This is a genomic window from Solibacillus sp. FSL W7-1324 (assembly GCF_038008025.1).
Lineage (GTDB): Bacteria > Bacillota > Bacilli > Bacillales_A > Planococcaceae > Solibacillus.
The window spans coordinates 270182-283606 of record NZ_JBBOYH010000001.1 but is presented as its reverse complement, the minus strand read 5'-3'; the positions used below and the strand labels follow the sequence as shown (position 1 = coordinate 283606).

At 40.2% G+C, this 13425-nt stretch carries 13 protein-coding genes; 9 read left to right on the top strand and 4 right to left on the bottom strand.

What is annotated here, in order from left to right; all coding sequences use genetic code 11:
• Positions 1-124 precede the first annotated feature (124 nt).
• Genes MKY71_RS01415 through MKY71_RS01405 form a run of 3 tightly spaced genes read right to left on the bottom strand, consistent with a single transcriptional unit; the run spans position 125 to position 2543 of the window.
• Positions 125-802, bottom strand: coding sequence for a GNAT family N-acetyltransferase (locus MKY71_RS01415; RefSeq protein ID WP_340731343.1), 678 nt, complete (start codon positions 800-802; stop codon positions 125-127).
• Positions 803-1912 carry a mandelate racemase/muconate lactonizing enzyme family protein gene (locus MKY71_RS01410; RefSeq protein ID WP_340731342.1) on the bottom strand — a complete coding sequence of 370 codons (1110 nt, stop codon included), beginning with the start codon at positions 1910-1912 and terminating at the stop codon, positions 803-805.
• A gap of 19 nt (positions 1913-1931) precedes the next feature.
• Positions 1932-2543: a flavin reductase family protein gene (locus MKY71_RS01405; protein ID WP_340731341.1), complete on the bottom strand. Its 612-nt coding sequence runs from the start codon at positions 2541-2543 to the stop codon at positions 1932-1934.
• 808 nt (positions 2544-3351) lie between these two features.
• On the opposite strand from MKY71_RS01405, the gene MKY71_RS01400 reads away from it, so the two are divergent.
• The 9 genes from MKY71_RS01400 to MKY71_RS01360 all read left to right on the top strand — a co-directional run bounded on the left by MKY71_RS01400 (position 3352) and on the right by MKY71_RS01360 (position 12577).
• On the top strand, positions 3352-4626 hold the full coding sequence (locus MKY71_RS01400; protein ID WP_339197089.1) for an L-lactate MFS transporter: 1275 nt from the start codon (positions 3352-3354) through the stop codon (positions 4624-4626).
• A 149-nt stretch (positions 4627-4775) separates the two neighbouring features.
• Positions 4776-5960, top strand: a complete 1185-nt coding sequence (locus tag MKY71_RS01395) for a YbfB/YjiJ family MFS transporter (protein ID WP_340731340.1) — start codon at positions 4776-4778, stop codon at positions 5958-5960.
• Between the two features lie 118 nt (positions 5961-6078).
• Entirely contained in the window at positions 6079-6912 is an 834-nt protein-coding gene (locus tag MKY71_RS01390; RefSeq protein WP_340731338.1) for a MerR family transcriptional regulator, read from the top strand.
• A 110-nt stretch (positions 6913-7022) separates the two neighbouring features.
• A complete protein-coding gene (gene norA / locus MKY71_RS01385) occupies positions 7023-8186 on the top strand; it encodes a multidrug efflux MFS transporter NorA (protein WP_340731337.1) in 1164 nt (387 codons plus the stop codon).
• Positions 8187-8252: 66 nt separating this feature from the next.
• On the top strand, positions 8253-9455 hold the full coding sequence (locus tag MKY71_RS01380) for an ornithine--oxo-acid transaminase (RefSeq protein ID WP_339174846.1): 1203 nt from the start codon (positions 8253-8255) through the stop codon (positions 9453-9455).
• Between the two features lie 70 nt (positions 9456-9525).
• Complete coding sequence (locus MKY71_RS01375) at positions 9526-10086, top strand: DUF1273 domain-containing protein (RefSeq protein WP_340731336.1); 561 nt, start codon at positions 9526-9528, stop codon at positions 10084-10086.
• Positions 10087-10192: 106 nt separating this feature from the next.
• On the top strand, positions 10193-10504 hold the full coding sequence (locus tag MKY71_RS01370) for a hypothetical protein (RefSeq protein ID WP_008406178.1): 312 nt from the start codon (positions 10193-10195) through the stop codon (positions 10502-10504).
• 370 nt (positions 10505-10874) lie between these two features.
• Positions 10875-12266 (top strand): class II fumarate hydratase, encoded by a 1392-nt coding sequence (gene fumC / locus MKY71_RS01365; RefSeq protein ID WP_340731335.1) that lies wholly within the window; start codon positions 10875-10877, stop codon positions 12264-12266.
• A gap of 86 nt (positions 12267-12352) precedes the next feature.
• Positions 12353-12577: a hypothetical protein gene (locus MKY71_RS01360; protein WP_340731334.1), complete on the top strand. Its 225-nt coding sequence runs from the start codon at positions 12353-12355 to the stop codon at positions 12575-12577.
• 52 nt (positions 12578-12629) lie between these two features.
• Here MKY71_RS01360 and MKY71_RS01355 read toward each other — a convergent pair whose 3' ends face one another.
• The gene (locus MKY71_RS01355) at positions 12630-13382 is read right to left on the bottom strand and encodes a prepilin peptidase (protein ID WP_340731333.1); all 753 of its coding nucleotides are present in this window, start codon (positions 13380-13382) and stop codon (positions 12630-12632) included.
• Positions 13383-13425: the final 43 nt, after the last annotated feature.

Sequence of the window (13425 nt, the reverse complement as noted above, 5' to 3'; positions counted from 1 at the left end):
ACGGTGATTGCTACGATCTAGATTGCTTTGACGACAATGATATTTAAAGGAGTATTCATACGACATGGACGGAATTAAATCGATAAAGGATGTGGCGATTAACTGATTATCGCCACATCCTTTATTATTTTACATATTGTATCAGCCAGTCCGGCCCATCCGCTTTCATCGATATACCGATATAGCCTGATTTAAGAAGCTGCTGCTGCGCCTCTGTATTTTCCATCGGGACATACTGTTCTTCAGACCAATCATACCCCTTATAAGGAAGAGACTTCATAAACACATAGCGCAGTTTCCCGCCATACTTCAGCTTCAATGCTGCTATATGCATATTTTGCGAAAACTTGTCCTTTAAACTTGCGATATTGCCTGGCATGACCGTTGCACAAACGGTATTAAATTTCGATTCATCCACTTGCTGCATAATGATGTCCGCCATCGTACGCTGCAGACGATAACCGCGATAATCCGGATGTACATTGGAAATTTCCTGATACAGCACTTTTCGCAGTTCTTCCTCTGTTTTCAAGCCAATATCATAGCCTAAATGTTCTTCATCAATCATTGGTTCCAGCAGTGCCCGGAATGCAATTAGCTTTCCTTCAACGAAAACCCCGATCATCAGCCCGTTCCCGCTTAAAATAAAGCTCAGCTCTTCATGATCAAGCGGCTGCAATATTGCTTTATCCGGCAGTGCATCGACTACTTCCTGCTGCAAAGTGATCAGTTCCGGTATATGTGTTTCATCCAATAAATACACTTCGTATCGTTCATTCCCTAAAAATCCTGATGCGATCATTTACTGCACCACACTATGCTCACGTGTTAATTCCGCTAATATCGCTTCGTCCACATCGACACCTAACCCTGCACGTTCATTCAACTGAATAAATGGAACATTATATTGAAGGTTTCCGATATCTTTCGAGAATTTTAACGGTCCTGTTAATTCTACACTCGTAAATACTTTGTTCGAGAAAGCTACATGGAAACCTGCCGCAGAACCGACCGATGACTCGACCATTGAACCGATTTGGCATTCAATTCCCGCCATTTCCGCCATATGGGCAAGCTTCATCGCCGGATACATTCCTCCACATTTCATCAACTTAATATTCACTTTGTCCGCTGCACGCTTCGCAATAATTTCGCGCATTTCACGTACACCTCGTAAACCTTCGTCAATCATGACAGGAATCGATGTTTTCGATTTAATTTCAACCATACCATCAATATCATCTGCACGTACCGGCTGTTCAAGCCAGTCGATGTTCAATTTCTCCAGCTCACGAACTGCTTGCATCGTTGTTGAACTGTTTACCCAACCTTGATTAACATCAACACGAATTGCAATTTCATTTCCGACACGTTCACGTACTGCTTTTATGCGGGCAACATCACTCGCAACATCGCGTCCGACTTTCATCTTGAATGAGTTGTATCCCATTTCCACACGTTCTGCCGCTTCATTTGCCATCTTTTCAGGTGTTCCGATGCTTAACACATGTGTAATCGGAAACTTCTCATAGTAACGTCCGCCTGTTAACTGGTAGGCAGGCATTCCAAGTTTTTTCCCAGCCAGATCAAAGCAAGCGATATCGATTGCCGCTTTGGCAGCCGGAGCACTGTAGATAAGCGCGTCCATTTTGGCATGGATCTTTTCAAAATTCATCGCGTTTTCCCCAATCATTGCCGGTGCCAGCGTATGTTTTAAAACAGCATACGTGCCTTCCAATGTTTCACCTGTCACATGTTCATCCGGCACCGCTTCACCCCAGCCGACTAAACCGCATTGTGATGTCATCTTTACAATAATGGACGGCATGTTCGGATAAGTTCCGTAACTTACGATAAACGGTTCAATTAACGGTAACTCAATATTAAATAATTCAATTGATTTGATTTGCATTGTTCGTTGTTCTCCTTCATTACTCAGGGCGTTTCATTGTGAATTGCGCACCGATTTTTGCATAGTCATTTCCAGCAAGACGGCTGATCGCGCCAAGCCCTTCCGGATCTATTCGACCTTCTTCATACAGACTTTCTTCTATATGATAGTACACGACTTTTCCGATAATCAGATCACAGCCGACAGTTTCATCATCGCCGCCAAGTTCCAATGCTTTTTCAAGGACACATTCCAGTCGGACTTTCGCTTCCTTCACACCCGGGACATCGATTTTTTCGCTCTTTACTAATGTCATTCCCGCAAGTGCTACTTCACTTTCGTTTGGCGGCAAGTTCGCTGCAGTTTCATTTACTTGCTTTACATTATCAGTATCGACAATATGAACAACAAATTGCTCATTTTCACAAATATTTCTCGCTGTATCTTTTTGATCCCCTTTTTTTCGTTGGATACTTACCGAAATCATCGGCGGATTTGAAGATACAATATTGAAGAAACTAAAGGGTGCCGCGTTTACAACACCTTCTTTGGAAACGGATGTGACAAAAGCAATCGGTCTCGGAATAATGGAGCCAATCAAAAACTTATAATTTTCACGTTCGGATAATAGTTTTGGATCTATTTTTTTCATAAAAATTCGCCTCTTTTCTTATCACTAATTTGACTTTAGAGAACAGAACGTAACACGTCAATTAATTTCTTTAAGTTTAAATAGAGGCTAAGCATTTTTATACATATCCCTCCAGTTCCATTTTTTATGTGAATTTCAGCCCCTATTTACAGGCTTTTTTAAGGTAAATAAAGTAAAGAATCTCCTTCATCTCTCAAAATAATTTCTTTTTTAAACAAAATTCTTCGGCTTAACTTCAAAAATTTCATTTTATTTCAACTGTTATAAACAGTTTTGCCTAATTCTTTTAAATTAATAATAACAATAGTTTTTCGGGGCTTAGTTGTAGGCAAAACGTTGATTTACCAATGCATAAAGTATCTTTCGAGTTAATTTCACGTGTATTAGTAACTGTTATATTATGAATCCAAAAGTATTTTCAGTTCATCTCATTTAAGCATATAAGAGAAAAAATGAGCACAATTAAGTATTTTTAGTTATTTAAATACGATTTATTATAGTTTACAATATTATCCTCCCGCTCAAATATTGTTATATTAAACTAATACTAAAACCTCACAAAACCTTGATTTATCAACGTTACAACGCATTTTGACCATCAAAAAATATTTACTTTAAGCACAATTTCATTACACAAAAGAGAAATATATGTTTTTTCGAGATAATTATTTCTAGTAAATTCTACTTGCGCAAAATAATAAGTTAGTGTTAAGTTTATGTACATGGACGTTCATATTTTTGACATAACTACTTCAAGTAGAGAAATGTCGTATAACTGATATTTATTTTTGTGTGAGGGGGAATATTTTTGAAAAAGAATCGTTGGTTAATTGCTGCATCAGCAATCGCTATTCACCTTTCAATCGGTGGAGCTTATGCATACAGTGTGTATAAAAATCCAATCGCCGCAGAGCTTGGATGGGATGCATCGCAAATTACAATCGCGTTTACAATTATGATGGGGTTAGCAGGTTTTGCTGCCGCACTATTTGGTAGTACAGTAGAGAAATTAGGACCGAGAAAAGCAGCGATGGTTGCTGCAGTACTTTTTGGTTTAGGTCAAGGTGGCGCAGGGATTGCCATCGCTATGGATTCGGTTGTTTTATATTGGTTAACTTACGGGTTATTAAGCGGTCTCGGGATGGGAATCGGTTATATCGCTCCAGTATCAACACTTGTTAAATGGTTCCCTAACCGTCGTGGTTTAGCGACAGGGATGGCTGTATTAGGATTCGGTTCAGGTGCATTAATTACAGCGCCGGTTGCCGTAAGTCTAATGGATGCTGTAGGAATCTCTAACACGTACTTTATTTTAGGTATTAGCTATTTTGTATTAATGATGATTGGCGCACTTTACATCGCTCCACCTAAGCCAGGTGAAGTAGAGGAAGCTGTCGCTACAGGTAAAACAAAAACTCAGGAAATCGCTCAAATGTCAGCACGTGAAGCTGTTCGTACGAAGCAGTTCTGGATGCTTTGGGCAATGCACTTAATTAACGTTACATCTGGTTTAATGATGATTTCCGTTGCTTCGCCAATGTCTCAGGAAATTGCGGGCTTATCAGTAGCTGCGGCTGCAACAATGGTTGGTTTAATGGGATTATTCAATGGTGGCGGTCGTTTACTATGGGCGGCTGGATCTGACTATATTGGTCGTTCTAACGTCTTCGTGATCTTCTTCACGATTCAGCTGATTGCCTTTATTACATTACCATTTACGACAAATGCACTTCTTTTACAACTATTCATTTTCTTAGTAGTTAGTTGTTACGGCGGTGGCTTCTCGAACTTACCAGCATTCGCGAGTGATTTATTCGGTACGAAGCAACTTGGCGTAATTCACGGTTATTTATTAACAACTTGGTCACTTGGTGGTATTTTTGGTCCGATTATCGTATCAACAATTCACGAAGCGACAAACAGCTATATTCCAGTGTTCTATTTATTCAGCTTCTTAATCGCAATTTCTTTAGGTATTTCTTTACTATTACGTTCAGATTTAAACAAAAAGAAAAAACAGCGTGCACAAGAAGAAGCAATTGCCAACAGCAAAGGGAAACAGGGAGCACCTGCTCATTCATAAGGGGATTATATAGAGATGAACGGAAGTATTCTACTTCCGGTTCATCTCTTTTTTATTTTCTTCTCATTTCTGCAAGTATTTTCTCTATTACTCTTGAATTTAACAGTGTTACAATCAACGTAAGGGATGCTTTTCCAGGGGGGATGTTCATGAACCGTCAACATTTCAGTGTTATTTTAGGGGGAATTTTATTTTTAGCTGTTGCCATGGGGATTAGCCGTTTTGCTTTCACACCGATTTTACCGTTCATGCGTGTTGATGAAAACTTATCGTTTTCACAAGGCGGTTGGCTCGCATCAAGCAATTACATCGGATACTTCATCGGCGCTTTAGGGGCCGGCTTTGTTTCCAAATCAAAAAAGAACTTCCTATTAATAAATGTTTTTCTGAATGTATTCTCCATCATTTTAATGGGATTGGTTGAATCTTATTTAATCTGGATAGTGTTGCGTTTTATCGCCGGCTTAACGAGCGGCTTTATATTTGTTCTGACCTCTAGTATTGTAATGGATTATTTAGCGGCAAATCTTTTAACGCGCTGGAGCGGCTTTTTGTTTAGCGGGATTGGATTGGGTATCGCGTTATCGGGTCTTTTCGTACCATTTTTCGAAGCCAGCTTCAACTGGCAAGGTTCATGGCTTGGGCTTGGTGCATTATCCATCTTATTTTTAACAACGACAACTTTTTTATGGCGGCATTTAACCGTAGCAAATCATATAAAAGAACCAAAGTCTGCGGACAACAATATTTGGCGCGGCTTTATGCCATGGCTGATTATCGCATATGGCTTGGAAGGACTCGGCTATATTATTACAGGCACTTTTTTAGTCGACATTATTTATAATATCGAATCATTACGTGCCTATGCCGGCTATAGTTGGGTACTGGCCGGGCTCGCTGCTATTCCGTCTGCACCGATCTGGATGAAGTGCATGTCCCGCTTCTCTCCGGTTTCGATGATGACTACCGCCTATTCTTTGCAGATCGTCGGCATTCTGCTACCTGTTTTAACACAATCGGCATGGAGCGTACTCGTATCGGCAATGTCGTTTGGTTTTACGTTTGTCGGACTCGTAACAATGTCGACTTCCTATTCGAGACAGCTGTTTCCAAAGCAAAGCAATTACGTCGTATCTGTACTGACTACGTTCTATGCGATCGGGCAATTTATCGGACCGGTCATCGCGTCTCATCTTGAAACGCATTTCCATACGTATAAAGCACCCCTGCTGTTTGCAGGCGGCACCGTGACACTCGCGCTTGTCCTGTTACTCTTCGGCTATTTCTACAGCAGGAAAAGCCCTGTTCATTTAGCCACGGATATGAAATATTGAATATACATCACATCTCATGAGTTATCGGGATGTGATTTTTTCTCATTCTCATAATAATTTACCCCTATCCCCCATTAATGGTACGATACCGATAACATTGTACTTCGGAGGACATTCTATGGAAGAAAAACATTACTCAATCGGTGAGGTTTCCAAACTGACAAATATCAGTATTCAAACATTACGCTACTATGATCAGATCGGATTATTCAAACCTTCCTTTGTCGATCCTAAAACAAATTACCGCTACTACAAAGACTCGCAATTTTATCATTTGGACATTATTAAATCATTGAAGTATATCGGTGTGTCATTGGAAGAAATTAAAGCAGCGCAGCAGTTTACCCCTGCCGAGCTTCTCTCTTTTTTGCAGCAGCAGGAAAGCGTCATTGAACAGCAAATGACTCGCATGTACGAAATTCAGCAGTCCTTGTATAAAACGAAAAGGCAGATGGAAGAACAGCTCGCAATCGATGTGATGGATACGGTCTATTTCAAAAATGAAGAAGCGGTACGTATTTTATCGATTGAAACAAACGAACTGACACCGTACTATATTCCAAATACGTACTACAGTTCCTTAATTAAAACATTGGAAGTTGAAAACAGCTTGCTGAGCAATCGGTACGGATGTATTTTTCCTTACGAGCAATACGACAGCCTGGATGATTTGCATTACAGTCATGTTTTCACGCCTCTCATTACAGACCGGTATATTACCCATTTAACATCTGATATGGACGTGAAAACGATACCTGCCGGACGCTACGTATGCATTGCATTCATTTTTGAACGGGATACTTATTTAACACAATATCAAAAGCTTTATCACTATATAGAAGAGCATCAGTTACAGGTTGTTCCGGTTGTCTATGAAATCTTCATGCCCCTTAACTATTCTCCAAACGAAGAAGACCAGTTTATTGTGGAATTAAAAATTAAGCTACTTTAACTAATTTTACTTCTACTTAAATCTGTTCTATTGACTCTATAGCTACTGTAGGGTTTATGTTAGGAAGTGCGGATTAACGATTTTTCACAACTTAATAAGGAGCAATAACAATGAAAGACTATAAAATAACATTAGGGTTACTATTATTAAACCTGTTCATCGCTTTTCTTGGCATTGGTTTAGTAATCCCGGTACTCCCTACTTTGATGAATGAACTGCAATTAAGCGGCCAGGTTATCGGCTATTTAACAGCAGCATTCGCAATTGCACAACTAATTGTTTCACCGCTCGCTGGTAAAGCGGTTGATAAATACGGACGTAAAATTATGATTGTCCTCGGATTATTTATTTTCGGTATTTCCGAATTTCTATTCGGTTTAGGGGAGACGATAGAAGTTCTTTTCATTTCCCGTGTATTAGGCGGGATCAGTGCAGCATTTATTATGCCTGCTGTTACAGCATTTATTGCAGACATCACAACAATGGAAACACGTCCAAAAGCACTTGGCTATATGAGTGCGGCTATTAGTACCGGTTTTATTATCGGGCCTGGCATCGGCGGATTTTTAGCTGATTTCGGTACACGCGTGCCCTTCTACTTTGCAGGTGCACTCGGTACAACAGCAGCAATTTTATCGATCATTTTACTACGCGAACCGGAACGTAATGCGGAAAACGCGGAAAATGCACCTGTACAAACATCCGGATTCAAACGGATTTTAGAGCCGATGTACTTGATCGCGTTTATTCTGATTTTTGTTGCGTCATTTGGACTCGCGGCATTCGAATCGTTCTTCAGTCTGTTTGTCGACCATAAATTCGGATTTACGCCTATGGATATCGCAATCATTATTACAGGTGGTGCAATTTTCGGGGCAGTTGCGCAAGTATTACTGTTTGACCGGCTTGCACAAAAATGGGGAGAAATTAAACTCATTCGCTACAGTCTGATTGTATCGGGGATTCTCGTATTTTTAATGACCGTTGTCAGTTCATATTTTGCTATTTTACTTGTTACATGTATCGTCTTTATCGGCTTCGACCTATTCCGTCCTGCCGTTACGAGCTATTTATCAAAAATAGCCGGCAATGAGCAAGGTTTCGTCGGCGGAATGAACTCGATGTTCACAAGCTTGGCCAATATTTTCGGCCCGATTATAGGCGGGATGCTATTCGATATTGATATTAACTACCCATATTACTTTGCAACGGTTGTCATCTTCTTCGGTATTCTGTTAACATTAATTTGGAAGAAACCTGCATCGTATATGTAATTTTTTCTGTCTTTTGCAATAGATTTATCTGTTTTACAAGTAAATTTGCTTAAGGAGGATTTCATCATGACAACAAAATCAAAATCAGAACAACTTATTTCAACTACGGAAAAATTCGGGGCGCACAATTATCACCCACTTCCGATCGTAATCGAAAAAGCAGAAGGTTCTTGGGTAACAGATCCTGAAGGCAACCGTTATTTAGATATGCTTTCGGCGTATTCTGCCTTAAACCAAGGTCATCGCCACCCAAAAATTATTCAGGCGTTAAAAGATCAGGCCGACGCGGTGACACTTACGTCACGCGCATTCCATAGTGCAACATTAGGCGTTTGGTATGAAAAGGTCAGTAAGCTAACAGGGAAAAATATGGTACTGCCGATGAATACAGGCGCTGAAGCTGTCGAGACGGCCATTAAAACAGCCCGTCGCTGGGGATATGAAGTAAAAGGCATCGAAGCAAACAAAGCACAAATTATCGGCTGTAACGGCAATTTCCACGGCCGTACAATGGGTGCTGTGTCACTATCTTCGGAAGCGGAGTATAAGCGCGGATTTGGTCCGATGCTGGAAGGCTTCACATTAGTTCCTTACGGTGATATTGATGCATTGAAGGAAGCCATTACACCGAACACAGCGGCGTTTATCGTTGAGCCGATTCAAGGAGAAGCAGGTATCATCATCCCGACTGAAGGCTTCTTAAAAGCAGCGTATAACTTATGTAAAGAAAATAATGTTCTATTTATTGCAGATGAAATCCAAACAGGTTTATCACGAACAGGAAAACTGTTTGCCTGTGAATGGGAAGATGTTACACCGGATGTTTACATTTTAGGGAAAGCGCTTGGCGGCGGAGTTTATCCGATTTCAGCAGTTGTTGCAAACGACGATATCCTTGGTGTGTTCAATCCAGGTTCACACGGCTCGACTTTCGGCGGTAACCCGCTGGCATGTGCTGTATCGATTGCAGCGATCGATGTATTGCTGGATGAAAAGCTGACAGAGCGCTCATTGGAGCTTGGCGACTACTTTAAAGCACAACTTCAGACAATTGAGAACCCGGTGATTAAAGAAGTGCGCGGACGCGGTCTTTTCATAGGTGTTGAGCTTCACGAATCAGCTCGCCCTTACTGCGAAAAACTGTCAGAACGCAAACTGCTTTGCAAAGAAACACACGACACAGTAATCCGCTTCGCCCCACCGCTAGTCATTTCAAAAGAAGACTTAGATTGGGCAATCGAGCAGATTAAAGCTGTTTTTAGTGAATAGATAGTATATTAAGAGGGCGCTGTGTTATGCATAGTGCCCTTATTTTATTGATGGTGAGTAAAGGAGACTTATGATGAAATCACTTTTTATTACGGGCTACCGTCCGCATGAACTCGGAATATTTAATGACAAGCACCCTGGTGTTCCGGTTATTAAAAAGGCGCTGGAAAACCAATTGCGCATCTTAATAGAAGACGGATTGGAATGGGTCGTAATCAGCGGACAGCAAGGTGTCGAATCATGGGCAGCACAAGTTGTACTGGAACTTAAAAATGATTACCCGGAACTTAAATATTCCATTATCACCCCCTTCCTGGAACAGGAGAAAAACTGGAATGAGCATAAACAAGAGACCTATAGGCATATAGTAAGTAAGGCCGATTTTGTGACAAGCGTGACGAAGCGCCCATATGAAGCTCCATGGCAGTTTATCGAAAAGGACAAGTTCATTATCGATAACACGGATGCGACATTGCTCGTCTACGATGAAGAAAATGAAGGTTCCCCAAAATATGCACTAAGCCTCATCCAAAAGTATATGGAGCAGCATGATGAATACGAGCTGTTGATTATCAATGCTTATGATTTACAGATGGTGGCTGAGGAAATGCAGCAAGGAGATGATTGGTAAACATTATGTAAATGTCTAAATTTAGTGAATTTTCTGATTACAGAGGTTAGTTTTGGGGTATAATATATTAAATAAATTATATTTTACTATTGAAGGAGGGCACACTATGAACCAATTGACGATGATCAATGAAACAACACCAATAAATATTCCGCACCACACGTATAAGCGCGAATGCCGATATACTAGAGGCATCAACATTCCCCTTGCAGATATTGAAAGAATTTTATACGGGTTGAGCGATGATGCACTTCACTATTTTGAGTTCCATAATATCGCTAAAGAAATCAAACAAGGTACATTATTAAATGGTTATGCGGGTCTTGCAAATATTATTTCAGACTATTATAAGAACGAAAAAAATATAGAAATTCCTGAGCTGACAAATGGCCGGGACTTTTATGTGAAAATAGTTTAACAAAAATAAGGGGATGACTTCCTAAGTGAATACCAAAAACAACAACGTCTAAAGTATCCTATTCGGTTCGGTGCTTTCGGCGTTGTTTTACATATTGGGAAATTCAGCAAGTTGAATTTTCTAAAAATTTGTTCAATAAAAGTATTGACTTCCTAATTGATAAAGATTATCATTATCATTGTAAGGTTAGTAAAACCTTTTCGATACTGTTCCCCCCAGTTCAGATTCGAAACTCATTAATTACTTTTCTCATATTTCGGAAAGATAAGCGGATTTATCTTTTCTCCTGCAAAAATGGCAAATCCCCACACACGATTTGCCATTTTTTCATGAAAAATTGGGTATACATATATTAAAGGAGATGATTTAGTTGGAATTCCGTATTGAAAAAGATACTTTAGGTGAAGTTCGTGTACCAGCAGATAAAATTTGGGGTGCACAAACACAGCGAAGCAAGGAAAACTTCCAAATCGGCACAGAAAAAATGCCGATTGAAATTATCCGCGCCATGACTATTTTGAAAAAAGCAGCGGCAATTGCCAATAATAAATTGGGCAAGCTGTCCGATGCGAAAAAAAATGCCATTGTCGAAGCAGCTGATGAAATTCTTGCAGGTAAATGGGATGAACACTTCCCTCTTGTCGTTTGGCAAACAGGCAGTGGTACACAGACAAACATGAATGTGAATGAAACGATTGCCCACTTAGCGAATGAAAAGCTGGCGGCAGCCGGATCGGATGAAAAGGTTCATCCAAATGATGACGTCAACAAGTCTCAAAGCTCGAATGACACATTCCCTACTGCGCTACATATTGCTGCAGTTGAAATTGTAGAGAACTATTTAATGCCGCGCTTAAAACTTTTACAGGCGACATTGAAAGAAAAAGCGATCGCATTTAACGATATTATTAAAATCGGTCGTACCCATTTACAGGACGCAACACCACTTACACTAGGTCAGGAAATTAGCGGCTGGCACCATATGCTGTTAAAATGCGAAAAAATGATTATGGTGAACACGCAGTTCATGAAGGAGCTTGCAATTGGCGGTACTGCCGTTGGTACAGGGATTAATGCCCATCCGGAATTCGGTGCACGCACAGCTGCGGAAATCAGCAAGCTGACAGGAATTGAATTTACCTCTGCGGAAAACAAATTCCATGCACTGACAAGTCATGATGAAGTCGTGACAGCACACGGTGCATTAAAGGCGTTGGCTGCAGATTTAATGAAAATCGCCAATGATGTACGCTGGCTTGCAAGTGGTCCGCGCTCAGGTATCGGTGAAATCACGATTCCCGAAAACGAGCCAGGCTCATCGATCATGCCAGGTAAAGTAAACCCAACACAAAGTGAAGCGATGACAATGGTCGTGACACAAGTTGTCGGCAATGATGCAACAATCGCCTTCGCAGCTTCACAAGGTAATTTTGAATTGAACGTATTCAAGCCGGTTATCATCTACAACTTCCTGCAATCAGCACGCTTATTGGCGGATTCAATGAAATCATTCAACGATAATTGTGCAGTTGGTATCGAACCGAATATGGATCTATTGGATGCTAATTTGAAAAATTCACTTATGCTTGTAACGGCGTTAAATCCGTATATCGGTTATGAAAATGCGGCGAAAATCGCAAAAACAGCGCATAAAGAAGGCACAACATTAAAAGAAGCGGCCATCGCATCAGGCCTTTTAACTGAAGAGGAATTTGAACGTTATGTTGATCCAAAAACGATGATTTATCCAAATGCTGAATAATTTTTAGCGTTCCTACACAACCTTCCAACAAGTTTAGTCAATTACTTTTATCCAGTAATAAACTAATGTTGAGGAGGTTGTTTTTAATGAATAAAATTCAATTTGTAAAGGATGGTTATGAAATTGTCGTAAAAATTCGCAGAAATATACAAAGTGAAAAAACTAAATATGTAGAAGCAGAAGCCTATTATAATGATTTTGACAACTACCGCATATTAGTTTTAGGCGATACTGTAGAAACAGTAGTGGAAGTTGCAACATATGAGCTTTTGACTAATCATCCATTTGAAAAAGTTATAATAGATTATTAAGGCATATTTAAAGGGCTGACCCGAAAATGAATGCAGGGCACCCCTTTTTTGTTTATAGTAGATTTAAATACATATCGATGAGCTGGTCACCGTAAAAGTAAACAATGATTGCGGCAATGGCTATTGACGGTCCGAACGGTACAGGGGTTTTGCGCCCTTTCCCACGGATTTTCAAAATGACGATTCCGACAATCATCCCGATCACCGAAGCTAAAAATAAAGTTAATAACGTATTGAATGTACCTAACACTAAACCGATCAGTAAAAACAGCTTAATGTCTCCGCCGCCCATTCCGCCTTTAGAAATTACTGCGATTAACAGTAAAATTGAAAATCCAATTGCAGCACCAACAATACTATCCCACCAAGGGTCAAACGGAGAAAGAATTCTGCCAATGATCAGCAGTGGCAGGAAAAACAGTAATATTTTATCCGGAATAAGCATGTACGCAATATCCGAAACATTAATAATAACCAATAGTGAAATAAACAATAAAGCTACCGCCAATTCCCATGTGATGCCGAGCTGCCATGTAGCAAATGCAAACAGCAGTCCTGTTACAAGCTCAGTGAAGGCGTAAATCGGTGATACTTTCACACCGCATGTCCGGCATTTCCCTCGCAAAAAGATATACGAAAAAACAGGTACGAGTTCAAAAGCACTTAAACGTCGATTGCAATGGACACAGTGAGATGGCGGTGTCACAATCGACTCTTTTTTCGGTACCCGTAATCCGACCACATTATAAAATGAACCGAAAACCAATCCGAAAATCCCCGCAAATATTGTATACATAATCTCCATTTTAGATGCTCCTTACTTGTACCTGCTATAAATCAAGTGGTTG

What these genes read in the sequence shown, in the direction of transcription:
- MKY71_RS01415 (WP_340731343.1), bottom strand. Translation starts at nt 802, where the DNA reads ATGATCGCATCAGGATTTTTAGGGAATGAACGATACGAAGTGTATTTA.
- MKY71_RS01410 (WP_340731342.1), bottom strand. Translation starts at nt 1,912, where the DNA reads ATGCAAATCAAATCAATTGAATTATTTAATATTGAGTTACCGTTAATT.
- MKY71_RS01405 (WP_340731341.1), bottom strand. Translation starts at nt 2,543, where the DNA reads ATGAAAAAAATAGATCCAAAACTATTATCCGAACGTGAAAATTATAAG.
- MKY71_RS01395 (WP_340731340.1), top strand. Translation starts at nt 4,776, where the DNA reads ATGAACCGTCAACATTTCAGTGTTATTTTAGGGGGAATTTTATTTTTA.
- MKY71_RS01390 (WP_340731338.1), top strand. Translation starts at nt 6,079, where the DNA reads ATGGAAGAAAAACATTACTCAATCGGTGAGGTTTCCAAACTGACAAAT.
- norA (WP_340731337.1), top strand. Translation starts at nt 7,023, where the DNA reads ATGAAAGACTATAAAATAACATTAGGGTTACTATTATTAAACCTGTTC.
- MKY71_RS01380 (WP_339174846.1), top strand. Translation starts at nt 8,253, where the DNA reads ATGACAACAAAATCAAAATCAGAACAACTTATTTCAACTACGGAAAAA.
- MKY71_RS01375 (WP_340731336.1), top strand. Translation starts at nt 9,526, where the DNA reads ATGATGAAATCACTTTTTATTACGGGCTACCGTCCGCATGAACTCGGA.
- MKY71_RS01370 (WP_008406178.1), top strand. Translation starts at nt 10,193, where the DNA reads ATGAACCAATTGACGATGATCAATGAAACAACACCAATAAATATTCCG.
- MKY71_RS01360 (WP_340731334.1), top strand. Translation starts at nt 12,353, where the DNA reads ATGAATAAAATTCAATTTGTAAAGGATGGTTATGAAATTGTCGTAAAA.
- MKY71_RS01355 (WP_340731333.1), bottom strand. Translation starts at nt 13,382, where the DNA reads ATGGAGATTATGTATACAATATTTGCGGGGATTTTCGGATTGGTTTTC.